Genomic DNA, 15,643 nt, shown 5'->3' with positions numbered 1-15,643 from the left:
GGAAGAAAGGCATATAAACCTTTTTCTCCTAATACTCACCACGGGTGACTACCGTACACCCCTGGGGATTTACCCCCACTGGAGGTGGATAATGTGAAGAAAACGGCGGCAGTTGTGTTAATGTTCGTTCTGTTGCTTGGTTTAGTGCCCACGTTTAGCGGCCTCGTCAGCGCCATGTACGGCACTAAAATCATAGACGGCAGCCTAAGCGACTGGACTCCAAGCGATTTGGTTGCGGTAGGCAAAGATACCGGACTTGAAGGAGCCAACCTCGACAGACTCTATGTTTCATGGGACGACCAGTACCTGTACATCGCGATAAAGACGAACAATACAAAGCACTGGAACACCGTTCTTGGAATAGGAATAGACGTGGATCCCGGAACCGGCAACGGTTACGTTGGGGTCGATCAGGATGGAGACCCATCGAATGGTTTTGAGGATATCTGGTGGAGGGACATTGGTTTTGGAGGGGATTATGCTATAGATTACGAGCTCTACTTCTGGTACGATTCTGGAAGCCAGGGGATAGGCGGTGGAGACTTCAAGCACTGGAACGGGAACGGATGGGAGGATGTTGGCATAGGAAACGTCAACTACGCATCATCCCCGGACCCTTCCTTTGGAACAGTGGAACTTGCAATCCCCTGGGACAAGCTCGGTGGATGCCCGGAAAGGATTGCAGTAATTACCTGGCTCGCCGGCAGTGATGCCCACAGCTCGGCGATAGATACGCTTCCTGTTGATCCTGCGGTGGACTATCCTGCCGTTGGAGACGGCGAATGGACCGACAAGGACATACTCACAAACCTCGTTGAATTACATGTCACCCCCAAGACAATAGATGGCAATCTCAGCGACTGGAGCGAGAACGAACTGGCGGCCGAAGATACCACTGGTACGGGCGTTGACGTGGGCAACCTCAGCAAGTTCTACGTCTCCTGGGATGACCAGTACCTCTACCTTGCCATTGAGACCAACAACACCAAGAACGGAGGAATGGCGTACGGCTTTGGAATCGATGTTGACCCAGGGACTGGGAACGGATATACCACAGGTGGAGACGCCTGGGGGCGGGGCATAGAGTTCTCCAATGGATACGCGCTGGACTATGAAGTTTACTTCTGGTGGGACGACGGGAGCGCATCAATAACCGCCGCGCAGCTCAACCCATACGAGGGCGGCTGGAGCTGGCCAAGCCTGACCGATATGGGTGGAAAGTATAACTACACTGGAGACAGTTCAACAGGCCTTAAAACCCTCGAAGTCGCAGTACCATGGTCAGCCATCGGAGGAATGCCCAGCAAGTTCGCGGTCGCCGCATGGGTAACCGGTGGAGGCGGCTCTGCCGTTGACGTCCTCCCGCAGGAAGGTGCCGCCGCGGACAACGCAGACGAATGGAGCGACACGGACGTCATCACCGAGATGGCGGACTTCGAGATGTTCATTCCCGTGCCCGAACTCACCGCCAGCATAACCGGCCCCGGTATCGCGGGACTCAACAGAACGACCGAATACCGCGTCACCGTGAAAAACCTCGGTTCCCTCCCGGCCTCCGATGCCGAGGTCAGGGCCTACGTCAACGATACGCTCATCTCCAACTGGACGGTTGACCTCGGTGCCGGCGAGGAGAGGGAGCTCACCTTCACATGGAGACCAAACGAAACGGGCAGGTACACGCTGAAGGTTACGGTGGACGAGGACAACCTTATCACGGAGGCCAACGAGGACAACAACGTCGTCACAATGGACGTTGATGTGGTGTGGGTTGGAAAAATAGAAGTTGACGGCAACCCGAACGACTGGCCATCGGCGAACCTGCTCAACGACACGTACACCGTAATCAACGGAACGTTCATCTGGAGGGACGCCGAGAACGACCAGAGAACGGACAACGACAATTACCTCGAGGAAACCGGTCACACCTCAAGCCACGCCGACCTCACCGAGGTAGCGGTGACGAAGGACGACCACTACGTTTACTTCCTCTTCAGGTTCAGGAACATGAGCAACATGAAGCTGGGGGCAAACGGAGCAACGTTCATAGCCGTCCCGATCGATTACAAGGACGGCGGAAAAGCCGGAGGTTTTGCCGGCAGTATGGACATGAGTTCGGTTATAGAATGGGACATCCAGATGGCCGTGAACCTCAAGTGCTCTGGATGCAGCGGGAACACATCAGTAAAACCCGCGGGCAACAGCGTTGAGTCCATACTGTACTTTATAGACCCGAACAACGACATGGTCACGGTGAACGGGGCCGTCGTTGGGGTTAACATCTCAGCGAACACAGTCGAGGTCAAGATTCCGGTGGAGGTCTTCAACGGCGCCACTGACTTCAACTTCCAGGTCGCAACCGGCCTGAGCTGGGGAGGAGGAGTCTGGAACTTCGGAGAGCCGTTCAGCGACGACGAGATCAGCGACGCCGTTGATGTCCTCAGTGACAAGCCCACCGGGGAGGAGGTCATGGACGGATACCTGGATTACTACATCCACATCGAGACCAACGGCATGGTCGAGAAGGCAAACGATGTGGATTACACTTCCGTCCGCAGGAAGGTACAGATGCAGAAATTCTGGAGGGGCTTCGTGTCCCTAAACAAGTATTACGGAATGTGGCACTTCAAGAACGACTACGGGCGCTATCTCGAACTCGACGAATACTTCAGGAACGCCACCCTGCCGGAGGAGATAGAGAAGAAGGTCGAGGAATACGAGAACACCGTGAACGACCTCCTCAAGCTCTACAACGAGGGGAAGGAGAACATCGATAACGGAAACGCCGCCCTGGGAGCGTCCATTAAGATATTCCGCGCGTACACCGGACTGAAGCGGGTAGTGCACGAGATGGAGGCGCTGAAGAAAATCGTCGAGGAGGGCAACCTCGAAAGGCTCGAATACCTCAAGGAGCTCTCCAAGAACCTCACCAAGACCATAGACGGAAACCTCGACGACTGGAGCGTCCAGCCGGTGGCAGTCGATGAGACCGGCTACGGACAGGATGGCGCGAACCTCAAGGCCCTCTACGTCGATCACGACGACCAGTTCCTCTACATAGCCCTGACCACAGAGAACAGCGCCTCGTGGAGGGTTTCCTACAGCATATCCCTCGACTACAGGGCCGGCGGATACACCACCGGCCAGGACAGCTGGAGCAGAAAGGTGAGCTTCAGCAGGGGAATAGATGCACAGCTATACTTCTTCTGGAACGGGGAGTTCTTTGGAGACCCCGGAACCAGCACCATAACCAGCGCCCAGCTCGCCCTGTGGAACGGAACCGGATGGAAGTACGAGGACCTCAAGTGGATAGGATTCTACGCATACACGGGCAACCAGAAAGACGGTCTCCAGACCCTCGAGATAGCGATTCCATGGGAAGCCCTCGGCGTCAAGCCGGGAGAGATAAACGTGGTCGCCTACGTCACGGGACAGGGTGCCGGCGATTCTGCCGTTGACTCACTGCCGCTCCAGGACGCCGTCAGGGACAGCGACTCAGGCCAGGAGTGGGGCGACGCCGATACCTTCACCCAGTTCGCGACGGTCACGGTAGAGTGACCTTTCTTTTCGATTTTCCATTTTCCACTCTTCTGCAATGCCGCTATACAAACAAAAGCTCAGATGAGCAATCCCGCCAGGTAAACGGCTAAGGCCACCGCCAGCTGGTTGGAGAAGTTGTCGTCGGGCGGGAGGTTGTAGAACTCCGCCACGGTTCCAGCTATGGAGCCCACCAGGGCCAGCGGAAGGCCAACGAGGGGCCAGAGTATGGCAACCCCCGCGAGGAAGTAGGCCAGGCTGCCCTCGAAGCTCTTGCCGTTGGAGAAGCGGTGCCTTCCGAGGGATTTTCCTATTATCGCCGCCAGGGCATCGCCAACGGTGGCGACGGTGATTGCACCAACCGCCACCTCCATCGGGAAGAAGTACACGACTATGAAAGATGCCGCGGCGAAGTAGATGTGAGCCGCGACGCGGTAGCGCTCGTGGGAGCGGGTTATCTCGTCTATGTGTTTTTCCAGAACCTCAACCCTTCCGATGACGTCCCCATCAACGTATATCCTGAGCCTCCTCTTTATGTTGTCCCTCAGCTCCTCTATTATCCTGAAGGGCTCGAGGACGACGAAGAGGAAGAAGGCCAGACCTATGAAAGTCAGGGTAAGCTCCCTGCCGAACAGGTGATATGAGAGCGGAACGAGCAGACCCGTCATGTGGAGGGACTTACGCTTAAGCTCGCTTTTCATGCTCACGCTTTATCACCTCCAGGGCTTCGATGAGGTCTTTGACCACGTAGTCGGCGTGCCTGGCGAGTCTGCCACTGAAATAGCCCCTCTGAACCAGTATCGTCGTCGCCCCAATCTCCTTCCCCCCACGCATGTCGGTGTCGTCCCTGTCCCCGACCATGTATATCTCCTCGTCCGGGAAGAGACGCCTGGCGAGCCTGAAATTGTGGGGTTCGAGCTTGCTGTGGCCGGTTTCACCGCTTATTATCAGTGCGTCGAAGTAGTCCTTTATCCCAAGGTACTCCAGCTTCTTCCTCTGCCATTTGGTGGAGGAGTCCGTAATGAGAACCAGTCGCGCACCCATGGCTTTGAGACCCCTCAGGAAGGAGACGGCATCAGGGTAAAGCTTCAGATTGGAAAAGAACACCCTATCGACCAGTTCCGTTATCTCATCCAGCTCGTCCGGGCTGATTTTGGAGTAGACCTTGCTCATCACCCTCTCGACGAGCTTATCGAAGTCGAGGGTGTGAAATTCTCTCGACTGCTCCAGCTCGCGGTAGCGGGCCGTGAGAATGTAGAAGAACGCCCTGAACTTCCTCTTCCTGATGAGATAGGGTATCAGGCGGAGAACGCTGTACCTGCCGGCCTCCCAGGTGTTGCAGAGCGTGTCGTCGAGGTCAACGAGCACGAGCATATTAAAGAATCCCCACGGGTCGTTTTAACCCTTTGGGTCTGACGCTAAGTTTTAAAAGGTGAAAAGGAAGCCCATACCGTATGGACGGGAAAACGCTGATACTGAGCGGGATGGCGCTTATATTCATCGGCTTCCTGCTGGTCTTCATAGGCACCATCGTTTCTTCAATCGGAGGGGAAGCCGACGTTGAAGGTGGTGGGGTGATAATGATAGGCCCCATTCCGGTAATATTCGGAACAAATAAGGGGGCCGCTGGGCTCGCGGCAGTACTGGCGGTAATACTCATGGCACTCTGGCTAATTGCGGCCCTGCTGACAAGGGGGGACTGACGTGGACTTCCTGGCGGCGCTCGCGATTCTTCTCGTCACGGCAAAGAGCATAGAGTGGCTCTTTGAGAGGGTGGAGGTACACCCGATAATAGCCCACGTCCTCACCGGAATACTCCTGGGACCATTCGTCCTTGGATTGATAGAACCGACGGATGATCTGGGAGTCCTGGCCGAGTTCGGGCTTATAATGATGATGCTCTACATGGGGCTCACCAGCAACTTCTCCGCCATAGCCCAGAACACCAAGAAGGCGGTGGTCGTTGCGGCACTTGGCGTGGCGTTCTCCTTCGCCCTGGGCTTCCTCACCGTCGAGGTGGCGGGGAAAGGAACCACGGCCGCGATATTCATCGGAGTAACCCTTGGAAACACCGCGATAGAGGTAACCAGCGGCGTACTCGTGAAGGAACGTGTGAGGAGGGAGGTCTCATCGATACTCATGGGGGCAGCGTTTGCCGACGACATAATGGCGGTTTACCTGATCGGCATAATCACCGCCCTGGCTGGAGGGGGGCTCGACGCGGCTTCCTTTGGGATATTGACGGCCAAGATATTCGCATTCATAGCCGCAACGCTTCTGGTATCTGAATACATCTTCAAGAGGTCCCGGTGGTTCTACTCCATCGTCAAGAACCTCAACGTGTTCTTCACCTTCACGCTCATCCTGACCTTTACGCTGGCCATAATAGCCCAGTGGGCGGGCCTCAACCAGATAATAGGCGCCTACCTCGCGGGCCTCACCATAAGCCGCCTCCGCGAGAGGAAGGACCCGCTCGTCGTGACGAGGATAAAGCTCAACGAACTCATAAACGACCTCCAGGTCGTTCTCACCGAGTTCTTCATACCCCTGTTCTTCATCTACGTCGGGCTGATGTTCAACCCGCCCCTGGCCGACATAAGCCTGGCCCTCATAGCGGCGCTCTACCTCGCGGCGGTGATGGGCAAGCTCATCGGCTGCGGCCTCGGTGCGAGGCTCTTTGGCCTGAACTGGAGGGACTCGATAACGATAGGTATCGGAATGGGTGGCAGGGGAAGCCTGGAGCTGGCCATACTCACGTTCGGCCTCTCCGCGGGCCTCATAGATCAGGTTCTCTTCGCGAGCGTCATAGCGGTCTCCATGCTCACCGCGCTGACAACACCGGTGTTCTTCAAGGGCTACCTGAAGAGGGCAAAGGCTTAAATTCGGGGGATAAAACTAGGCACAGGCTGGTGAGACCATGTTCCCGAAGAAAGGAGCGAGCGAAGAGGAAGTTCTGGCGGAGCTGGAGGAGAAGACGTCAGAGGACCTGACCTTTGATTCAGGCAGGATTCTCGGCTCGATGTGCACCCATCCACATCCCTTCGCCGCGGAGGTGGTGCGGCGTTACATCGACAGGAATCTGGGCGACCCCGGGCTGCACGTTGGAAGCCAGAAGGTGGAGAGAGAGGCAATAGCAATGCTGTCCAGCCTTCTCGGCCTCGAAAGGGGCTACGGGAACATAGTCTCAGGGGGAACTGAGGCCAACATTCTCGCCGTGAGGGCGTTCCGCAACCTGGCGGATGTGGAGAACCCCGAACTCATACTTCCCAGAAGCGCCCACTTCTCCTTCCTCAAGGCGAGCGAGATGCTGAAGGTCCGGCTCGTCTGGGCGGACCTGCGGGAGGACCACTCCGTCGATGTGAGGGATGTTGAGGAAAAGATAACCTCCAACACGATAGGCATCGTTGGAATCGCCGGAACCACCGGCCTCGGGGTTGTGGACGATATTCCGGCCCTGAGCGATCTGGCGCTGGACTACGGGCTTCCCCTCCACGTGGACGCAGCCTTCGGGGGTTTTGTCATTCCCTTCGCCAAGGCTCTGGGCTACGATATCCCCGACTTCGATTTCAGGCTGAGGGGCGTCAAGAGCATAACCATAGACCCCCACAAGATGGGGATGGTTCCCATCCCGGCGGGAGGGATAATATTCCGCGAGAAGCGGTTCCTGGAGGCGATAAGCGTTCCCGCGCCGTACCTCGCCGGCGGCAAGGTCTGGCAGGCGACGATAACCGGAACCCGGCCCGGGGCGAGCGCTTTGGCGGTCTGGGCGATGATAAAGCACCTCGGATTCGAGGGCTACGCTGAGATCGTCAAGCGGGCCATGGAGCTGAGCAGGTGGTTCGCGGGAGAGCTCAAGAGGATCCCGGGGGTTCACCTCATCCGCGAGCCGGTCCTCAACATCGTTTCCTTCGGGGCAAAGAACCTAGAAGAGGTCGAGGAGGAGCTTAAGAAGCGCGGCTGGGGTGTGAGCGCCCACAGGGGATACATCAGGATCGTCATGATGCCCCACGTCAGGAGGGAGCATCTGGAGGCGTTTCTGGGGGATCTGAGGGAAATCCTGAAAACCTTTTAAATATGTCCGACAGAATATCCCATCGGTGAGACTATTGACGGCGGGAGTTAAGGTCTCGGTGAGGCTTCCCCCCAAACTTGCCAGCGAGATAGACAGGCTTGTGGAGGAAGGTCTCTTCAGCAACAGGAGCGACTTCATAAAGGAGGCCATCAGATACTACCTCAGAAACGTCAAGGAAAGCATGGAGGAGGATGAGAAGTGGGTCCTCGCAGCTGTGGAGAACGTTCTCAGAGAGGACTGGGAAAGCGAAGAAGACAGCTTCTGGGACGATTACTGAGGTGGAAACATGTTTAAGAGGGGAGAGATAGTTCTCTTGCCATTTCCATTCAACGACCTGAAACGGGCCAAGACCAGACCCGCACTCGTCGTTTCCAGCGAAAGGTTCAACCGAATCAGCAACGCCGTGATAGTACTCCAGATAACATCCAACATTGATAGCGGTTTCAGGGAGTTAAACGTCCTAATTTCGGACGAAGACATAGAGAGATACAAGGGAACGAAGCCGATAATCCCGAGCATCGTCAAACCTTACGTGATAGTTTCAATCAATAAGCGGCTCGTCATCAAGAGGATAGGTCTCCTGAAGGAGCACAAGATGAGGGAGGTCCAGAAATCGATCAGGGCCGTTCTCGGCCTTACATTTTTCTTTTGAAAGCCTCGCCGTTCACGGCGGGGATACAATAAACAACCCAACGAGCCTTTGAACGGGAAAGCACAAAGTATTTAAACCACAATACAAACCATACATTAAGGGGTTCACAATGAAGCCAGAAACACCAACACTCTCAAGAACAAGGCACGCAAAATACTACTTAGCCTATCACTTCATTTGGATACCAAAATACCGGAGGGACATTCTCATCGGAGAAGTCGCCAAAAGGCTCAAACAAATGCTCAAAGAATACGCCGGGGAAATTGGCTGTGAGGTTATTGCCCTCGAAGTAATGCCCGACCACGTGCACGTTTTCCTCAGGGCAAAGCCAAACCTCTCGCCCGCCAAAATAATCAACCACTTGAAGGGCAAAACCGCCAGAAAACTCCTCCAAGAATTCCCCGAATTGAGGGCGAAAACCACGAATGGAAGATTATGGTCACGCTCCTATTTCGTGGCAACTGTCGGCTACGTGACGGATGAGATAGTTAAACACTACGTTGAAACCCAATGGGAGCGTGAATTAAAACGAAGAGGAGCGTAACCCTAAAACTCCAACCCTCCAAAGAGCAAGAGGAGAAACTCCATCAGTTAGCTGACCTTGGGGCCAAAGTTTGGAATAGAGTGAACTACCTCAGGCGACAACAATTCTTCCAAGAGCAAATCGTGGACTTCAATACGACGGAAAAAACCGTTTATGTGGAGTTTAAGAAAGAAATCGGTTCAGCCACAGTCCAACAAATAGCGAGAAAGAATGCAGAAGCTTGGAGAAGCTTCTTCTCACTCCTCAGGAAAAAACGGAACGGTGAACTCCCCGACTGGCTTAAGCCAAAACCACCGAACTACTTGAAGAAAGACGGGAAGAGAAAACCCTTAATCGTCTTGAGAAACGACCAGTACAGGATTGAGGGGAACAGGTTAATCCTCAAAGGCCTTGGGAAGTTCAAACGCTTGGAAATCCAGTTCAAGGGAAGAATACACTTGAGAGGCAGGCAGGGACGGTTGGAAATAACCTACGACGAGGTAAAACGCAAGTGGTATGCTCACATCAGCTTTACGGTAGAGGAAAAACTCGATGGTGAGGAATGGGTTAAGCTCCCAAGGAAACCAAAGGGGAACCTCTCTGCGGGAATTGACCTTGGAGTAAACAATCTAATGGCAGTTTACGTGGAAAGCGGAGAAAGTTTCCTCGTGAATGGAAGACCGCTCAAGAGCATTGACTTCTACTGGCAAAAGAGGATTGCCGAGTGTCAATCAAAACTCAACAAGTCCGGAGCCAAAACGAGTAGAAAGCTCAGGAGAATGCATAAGAAGGCCAAACTTCAGGCCAAACACTACATTAACACGGCAGTCAGGGGAACGGTTAGAAGGCTTTACGAGTTGGGTGTCTCCACAATTATCGTTGGTCATCCCAAGGGAATAGCTCGGAACTCTGATAAGGGTAAAAAGCAGAATTTCCTCCTCTCTCACGTGTGGAGGTTCAATTACGTTATCAAACGTCTAAAAGAGGTTGCGGAGGAGTATGGTATTTCTGTTGTGGTTGTTGGTGAGGCTTTAACTTCTCAAACGTGCCCCGTTTGCGGGAAGCCCCACGATGGGGCGAGGTTCGTTAGGGGATTATTTAAGTGTCCCGCAACGGGGCTTGTGTTTAATGCGGATTTAGTTGGAGCATTTAACATTTTGAGGAAGGTCGTAAAAACCATAACCCCGAGTTTGGGCGGTTTGTTCGCCCAAAGGAGGGGTAACGGGGGGAAGGCCCTCCCCGAGGGGCCGAAGGCCCGCTTTGAGTTGGGCTTCAATGAAGCCCCTCAAACCTCCCTGCCAGTTGGTTAGGGGGTTCTCGTTGGAACCCTCGCCCTTCAGGGCGGGGAGGAGGTCAGTGAGTAACCCCCTTTATATCCACGTGCACGAAGGCGACCTCAACCTCGGGGAGGCTCTCTATAACCCTCTTCACCTCCTCGCTGACGTCGTGGGCCTCCTTCAGGGAAAGCTCCGGCGGAACCTCTATGTGAAGCTCAACGTGGAGCTTGCTCCCGACGTAGTGAGCCCTCAAATCGTGGACGCCGAGGACGTTGGAGACGCCTAGGGCGCGCCTCTTTATCTCCTCACAGACCTTGAAAGATGGAGCTTTCCCGGTGAGGTAGCCGACGTTTTCCAGAATTATCTCGAGGGCCACCTTGACGAGGAAGACGGAAACCACGAGACCCGCGAGGGAATCGCCGTGCTGAAAGCCGAGTTTCTGCGCACCCAGACCAATGAGAACCGCAACGCTGCTGAGGGAGTCGCTCCTGTGGTGGTAGGCGTCGGCTATTAGGATCTGACTGTTGAGCCTTTTTCCAACGTGAACGGAGTAGCGGAACATGAGTTCCTTGGCGAGTATGGAAACGACCGTGACTCCGAGCATGAGACCGTTTACCTCTATGCTCTCCCCGTGGAGGAGCCTCATCAGGGAATCCCTTCCAATTTCGTAGGCGACCACGATGAGGGCTTCCCCTATGAGAAACGCCACCAGGGGCTCAAATCTGGAGTGGCCGAAGGGGTGGCTTTTGTCGGGCGGTTTTGAGGATATCCTAATGCCCGCGTAGCCGATGACGCTCGTGATAACGTCGCTTAAGGAGTGGACTCCGTCGGATATCAGGGCGATGCTGGAATACATGAAACCTACGGCTAGCTTAAGCAGGGAAAGGAGAACGTTGCCAAGGATGCTGACCCAGATGGGCCTGTACACCTCCTCCACGGTATCACCACAATTTTGTGCATATGCACACAATATTTAAGCCTTACCGTCCCCTATTTGGATATTTAACTTTATTAGGTTTTCCAATTTTATTAGGCCAACCTAATAAAAGAGCAATAAAAATAAGCCGACGGTCAGTCCGTCACTCCATCATCACGAGCCTCAGGCAAGGCTGAACTCATCATCCCGGGAAAAGGTTGAAGATGGGCCTTAAAAGGGTTGCTCAGAGATCACCTTTCCGTCCTCATCAATCGGTTCGCCCATCACTCATCATCGCAGGGGGAGATTGGAAGAGGGGCTTAAAACGGTTGCCCAAAAAGATACGCCGAGCGATACATAATTCCCACGACCGATGGAAAATCTTTAAATTTCCATTCCCAGCCCCCTACGACAAGATTAAGGCCAGGATAGAGGGCACCGGATTCACTTTGGTTTCAGACTACGTGACCTACGTCTTCCGCGAGTTTCTGGCGAGCCTCAAAGAAGAGGAGAAGGAGGAGGCTTTCACCGATTTTCACCGAGGATGAGAAAGAAAAGGTTAAGGAGCGCCTTAGGGCCCTCGGCTACCTGCCTTAAACTGGAGGTTAAGGCCTTGAACCCGCTGACCTTCGTAGGACTGGGCTTCCTCGTCGGCTTTCTCGTGGGCCTAACGGGGGTCGGCGGCGGGGCCCTGATGACCCCTTCCCTCATCTTTCTCGGCGTTGAACCCCTAACTGCCGTCGGAACCGACCTGCTCTACGCCACCGTCACCAGGATATTCGGCGTCTTCTTCCACGGGAGGAAGGGCAGGATAAGGTACGATATAGCGCTCCGCCTCCTCGCCGGAAGCGTCCCGGCGATAGTTCTGGGCGGGATAATCCTCCGCGAGATAGACCGGAACGCCCTCAACGACCACCTTACCATGCTCCTCGGGGCAATACTCGTCGTCAGCGCAGTTTTGAGCCTCCTCAAAGGCGAATTCCGCGTCCCGGTGAGGCCGAGGTGGGCCTACGTTTACCTGCTCGGCTTCATCGTTGGCCTGACGGTTCAGTTCACCTCCGTCGGAGCTGGCGTCATAGTCAGCTTCACCCTGATGAACGTTGCTAGGCTCGACCCGAAGGATGTGGTTGGGGTTACTATAGTCCACGGGCTGGCGCTTTCGGCCCTCAGCTTCCTGAACTACGCGGGAATGAGAAGCGTGGACCACTCCCTAGCGGGGGTTCTCATAGCCGGGACTGTCCTAGGGGTCTACCTCGGGACGCATGTTAACACTCAAGTCGACAAGGAGAAGCTTAAAAGGGCCATGAACGTGATAATACTGCTGATAGGCATTTTCACACTGCTGGGCAGGTGAAAGGCTTGGACGAGGTTAATCATGCTCTCCAGAGGATGGCGAGGGGGACGGGAATAGTTTTCTTCGGAGGAATAATCGGAGTTCTTATAACTTTTGTGTCACGAACCCTCGTAGCCAGGCATTTTGAGAGGGCCCAGTACGGAACGTTTAATCTCGCCCTCACTCTCCTGAGTATAGGCCTCATAATGGCCCTTCTGGGGTTTCCATCAGGACTGCCCAGGGAGCTCTCCCGCTACCGTAAAGAGGGCCCGGAAAGGGTAGCACGTCTCATCTCCACGTCCCTGATCCTAATCCTCATCACCTCTCTGATGATTACGGTTGTTTATCTGCTCCTCGCCCCCTACATCTCCCAGATCCTCAACGACCAATACCTCACAAGGGCCCTTCGCCTCACGGCTCCAGCAATGCCATTTATGGCATTGACCTCAATTATAATAGCGATTTCCAGGGGATTCGGCAGAGTAAGAGAAAACTTCTACTACCAGAAGATACTGGCACCTTCGGCCTATCTGCTGGTTGTCCTCATCGTCGTTTTCGGAGGGCTAGATTTCGAAACCCTCTTCGTGGGATACGTTCTTTCCCAGGCCCTGACTTCCATGAGCCTCCTCATCGAGACCCTCCGGCTGGGCATTCTCAGGCTCAGGTTCTCCTTCGACGCTACCATCGCAAAGGGTCTGGTAGTGTTCTCGGTGCCCCTCATGCTTACGGGGATACTGGACTACATCATGAACTGGACAGACACCCTGATGCTGGGCTATTATTTCAACTCAGACATCGTCGGCCTTTACAACGCTGCCTCACCCCTGGCAAGATTCATTCCGGTCTTTCTAGGGTCCGCTGGCTTTCTCTTCACTCCCATAGCAACATCATTCTATACGGAGGACAAAATGAAGGAACTCAAAAGGATATACCAGATAATAACTCGGTGGATTTTCCTGCCGACGTTTCCCCTCTTCCTGCTACTCGTGGTCTTTCCCGAGATCATGATAACGGCCCTATTTGGGGCGAAGTACGCATCATCTTACCCCGCCCTTGAGATACTCGCCATCGGGTTCATGTTCCACACCCTCCTTGGGCTTAACGGGATGAGCCTGACTGTTATCGGAGAACCCACCTCAAACCTCATTGGAAACGTGTTTGCCGCAACATCCAACGTCCTTCTCAACATCATTCTTATACCAGAGTACGGAATAAGCGGCGCGGCCATCGCCACTTCGGTTTCCTACATTGTCGCAAACCTCTTCCGCTCCGGATGGCTCTACCGCAGGACGGGGATTCATCCATTTGGGAGGAGCTACTCCCTGCAGGTGGGTGTCGCAATTCTAATAACACTCGCTCTGAAGGCTCTCGCCCCTGCCAACGTGGGATTTATCACTGCCCTCATCGTAGTCGGTGCGTCGTTCCTGTGTTATGCAGCAATAATACTCCTCCTGAAAACCGTGGAGCCCGAGGACATTGATCTGGTAAGGGCAATAGGCCAGAAGTTCGGATGGGATCTGGGGTTCATTACCAGATTTTTGGAGAGGTTTGAAAGATTATGAACAACAAATCGCTATTTGTATGCCCTCAGCTATCGTCCAATGTCTAATGAAACTGAGGCTTAACATGAACCCCAGAAAGTTTCAGCCCCATATGAGATAGCTACCAAGCCTTTACTAAGAGAAATAGATGGTCTGGAAATAAAAATCAAAGAGTACAAAAACTCCTGTTCAAGAAGAGCATGTCTAAAGTCTGCCTTTAACCTTAAGATTCTTAACAGCTCTCTTGATCTTTTCCTCAGTTTGTTTCTGCTCATAGTAACTGGGGTTAACATATTTAGGTTTTCTTTTTATGAATGTCGAATCCTCTTTAAAAATCTCCATTAAAACCTTTCCGTCCATATCATCAGGAATTGGAATGCCAAAAATATGGAGGATTGTTGGTGCGACATCAATAATTTCCGCTGGCCGAATTTCATGCCCCTCCTTAATTCCTGGGCCACATGCAAGGAAGATACCATTTATATGATGAGTTCCAAATGAAGAGTTCACGCTCTCAAAGACAGGACCACTCAGGTCTAGAAATGTTGTAAGGCCATACCCCCTCTTCAACAAAAATACAATATCAGGAGCCTCAGGGAGGTATGGGCCAGAATAAATCTCTTCTTTCAGGTATATAGCCTCAATAACAGGCTCTCCTGTTTCCGGGTCTTTAAGGTTAGACAGCTTAGATACTAACTCATCCACAAGTCTCTTATATTCAATTTCATCGTGAACTTTTTCACGATTAATTGAGAGGTACTGTGATGCTCCTGTGAACAAAATTCCAGGATAAACCAGACTCTCCTTAAGATCTATCTCAACAGATGAGGCGGGTAATTTTGATTTAAGGCGTATCGGGAGGTATTTCCGTATCCAGTCCAAGCGAAGTTTTCTAAGAACTCTCAAAATAGAGGCCTGAGTGATGCCAATCTTCATTAGCAAAGAGCTAGTGAAATTCTCGGGAGATTCCTCTTTCTTTTTAAGTTTAATATACCCCATGTCATAAAGCCATCTAGTAATGTTGAAATACCTGTTAAGCTCACAGAACCCATGGTCAGACATCAGCATGATAATAGTATCTTCTGGCACAGAGTTCAGTATGTTCTCCAGACTTCTATCAATTTCAGAGTATATCCGAAGCATTTTTTCTTTGTTTTGAAACTGTTTGTGCTGAATGACATCAGTTGCCCTAAATAAGACGAAGAAAAAGTCCCATGAATAATTTTCCATTAGATGAAGAACGACTTCTGTTCGTTTCTGTATTGTTTTAATCAATTCATCTACGAATTCTTCAGTATCCCATTTCTTTTTAACGACTTCCGGATCCGGTTCTATAATATACTCAAGTTGTTCCAACTCCCGCAATAACTCAGGTGGATAAGTATAATCACTTGATCCTGGAGGGGTCAACATACCAGAAACCATAACCCCCTTGATCTTTTCAGGGGGGTACGTAACAGGATGATTTATAACTACTGATGTCTTGCCATGGAACCCAAGGTAATCCCATATCTTTTTGGATTTCACATCAGTAGACCTTACTATTCTAACTTTCCCCGTTTTATTGTCAACAATTAAGAAGTTATATACTCCCAATTTTGCTGGATTTTTACCAGTAGCAAATGACGGCCAAGCAGGCACCGTAACCGGAGGAAGAGTACTCTTTAAAATCCCCCAAGAACCCCGCTCAAGGAGTTTTTTAAATGTTTTCAGTTTTTTCTGCCTAACAAATGGAATGATCACGTCCCATGTCGCTCCATCCAATCCCACTACCAAAACTTTGGTATCTGACATG

The 15,643-nt window shown here is 52.7% G+C and carries 15 protein-coding genes; 11 read left to right on the top strand and 4 right to left on the bottom strand.

The genetic code is table 11. The annotated features are described in order from the left end of the window. Nucleotides 1-93 precede the first annotated feature (93 nt). Complete coding sequence (locus E3E42_RS09405) at nt 94-3,555, top strand: CARDB domain-containing protein (protein WP_167904317.1); 3,462 nt, start codon at nt 94-96, stop codon at nt 3,553-3,555. A gap of 59 nt (nt 3,556-3,614) precedes the next feature. Here E3E42_RS09405 and E3E42_RS09400 read toward each other — a convergent pair whose 3' ends face one another. Together E3E42_RS09400 and E3E42_RS09395 are read right to left on the bottom strand one after the other, a co-directional pair. Continuing rightward, nucleotides 3,615-4,241 (bottom strand): diacylglycerol/polyprenol kinase family protein, encoded by a 627-nt coding sequence (locus tag E3E42_RS09400; RefSeq protein WP_167904316.1) that lies wholly within the window; start codon nt 4,239-4,241, stop codon nt 3,615-3,617. Beyond that, the gene (locus E3E42_RS09395) at nt 4,219-4,908 is read right to left on the bottom strand and encodes an HAD family hydrolase (protein ID WP_167904315.1); all 690 of its coding nucleotides are present in this window, start codon (nt 4,906-4,908) and stop codon (nt 4,219-4,221) included. The genes E3E42_RS09400 and E3E42_RS09395 overlap by 23 nt, the downstream gene beginning before the upstream one ends. Nucleotides 4,909-4,988: 80 nt before the next feature. Here E3E42_RS09395 and E3E42_RS09390 point away from each other — a divergent pair, with 80 nt between their 5' ends. The 7 genes from E3E42_RS09390 (at nt 4,989) to E3E42_RS09360 (ending at nt 10,091) form a co-directional block, all read left to right on the top strand. Further along, nucleotides 4,989-5,237 (top strand): DUF131 domain-containing protein, encoded by a 249-nt coding sequence (locus tag E3E42_RS09390; protein ID WP_167904314.1) that lies wholly within the window; start codon nt 4,989-4,991, stop codon nt 5,235-5,237. A gap of 1 nt (nt 5,238) precedes the next feature. After that, nucleotides 5,239-6,414: a cation:proton antiporter gene (locus E3E42_RS09385; RefSeq protein ID WP_167904313.1), complete on the top strand. Its 1,176-nt coding sequence runs from the start codon at nt 5,239-5,241 to the stop codon at nt 6,412-6,414. A gap of 37 nt (nt 6,415-6,451) precedes the next feature. After that, the gene (mfnA, locus tag E3E42_RS09380; protein WP_167904312.1) at nt 6,452-7,606 is read left to right on the top strand and encodes a tyrosine decarboxylase MfnA; all 1,155 of its coding nucleotides are present in this window, start codon (nt 6,452-6,454) and stop codon (nt 7,604-7,606) included. Nucleotides 7,607-7,631: 25 nt separating this feature from the next. Beyond that, nucleotides 7,632-7,883 carry a ribbon-helix-helix domain-containing protein gene (locus E3E42_RS09375; RefSeq protein WP_370519643.1) on the top strand — a complete coding sequence of 84 codons (252 nt, stop codon included), beginning with the start codon at nt 7,632-7,634 and terminating at the stop codon, nt 7,881-7,883. A gap of 9 nt (nt 7,884-7,892) precedes the next feature. Continuing rightward, complete coding sequence (locus tag E3E42_RS09370) at nt 7,893-8,258, top strand: type II toxin-antitoxin system PemK/MazF family toxin (protein ID WP_167904310.1); 366 nt, start codon at nt 7,893-7,895, stop codon at nt 8,256-8,258. A 109-nt stretch (nt 8,259-8,367) separates the two neighbouring features. Next, complete coding sequence (tnpA, locus tag E3E42_RS09365; RefSeq protein WP_167904308.1) at nt 8,368-8,802, top strand: IS200/IS605 family transposase; 435 nt, start codon at nt 8,368-8,370, stop codon at nt 8,800-8,802. Beyond that, entirely contained in the window at nt 8,781-10,091 is a 1,311-nt protein-coding gene (locus E3E42_RS09360) for an RNA-guided endonuclease TnpB family protein (protein WP_167904391.1), read from the top strand. The genes tnpA and E3E42_RS09360 overlap by 22 nt, the downstream gene beginning before the upstream one ends. Before the next feature lie 43 nt (nt 10,092-10,134). Here E3E42_RS09360 and E3E42_RS09355 read toward each other — a convergent pair whose 3' ends face one another. Then, entirely contained in the window at nt 10,135-10,995 is an 861-nt protein-coding gene (locus E3E42_RS09355; RefSeq protein WP_167904306.1) for a cation diffusion facilitator family transporter, read from the bottom strand. Between the two features lie 197 nt (nt 10,996-11,192). On the opposite strand from E3E42_RS09355, the gene E3E42_RS12030 reads away from it, so the two are divergent. From E3E42_RS12030 to E3E42_RS09340, 3 genes are all read left to right on the top strand, one after another. Beyond that, nucleotides 11,193-11,522 (top strand): hypothetical protein, encoded by a 330-nt coding sequence (locus E3E42_RS12030; protein ID WP_240913681.1) that lies wholly within the window; start codon nt 11,193-11,195, stop codon nt 11,520-11,522. Nucleotides 11,523-11,587: 65 nt separating this feature from the next. Beyond that, complete coding sequence (locus E3E42_RS09345) at nt 11,588-12,328, top strand: sulfite exporter TauE/SafE family protein (RefSeq protein ID WP_240913680.1); 741 nt, start codon at nt 11,588-11,590, stop codon at nt 12,326-12,328. 5 nt (nt 12,329-12,333) lie between these two features. Next, entirely contained in the window at nt 12,334-13,869 is a 1,536-nt protein-coding gene (locus E3E42_RS09340; protein ID WP_167904302.1) for a flippase, read from the top strand. A 183-nt stretch (nt 13,870-14,052) separates the two neighbouring features. On the opposite strand, the gene E3E42_RS09335 is transcribed toward E3E42_RS09340, so the two are convergent. Further along, the gene (locus tag E3E42_RS09335) at nt 14,053-15,642 is read right to left on the bottom strand and encodes an alkaline phosphatase family protein (protein ID WP_167904301.1); all 1,590 of its coding nucleotides are present in this window, start codon (nt 15,640-15,642) and stop codon (nt 14,053-14,055) included. Nucleotide 15,643 lies beyond the last annotated feature (1 nt).

The sequence above is a fragment of the Thermococcus sp. JdF3 genome, from assembly GCF_012027495.1.
GTDB lineage: Archaea > Methanobacteriota_B > Thermococci > Thermococcales > Thermococcaceae > Thermococcus.
The sequence above is the reverse complement of the archived record's forward strand: the minus strand, read 5'-3'. Positions and strand labels throughout refer to the sequence as shown.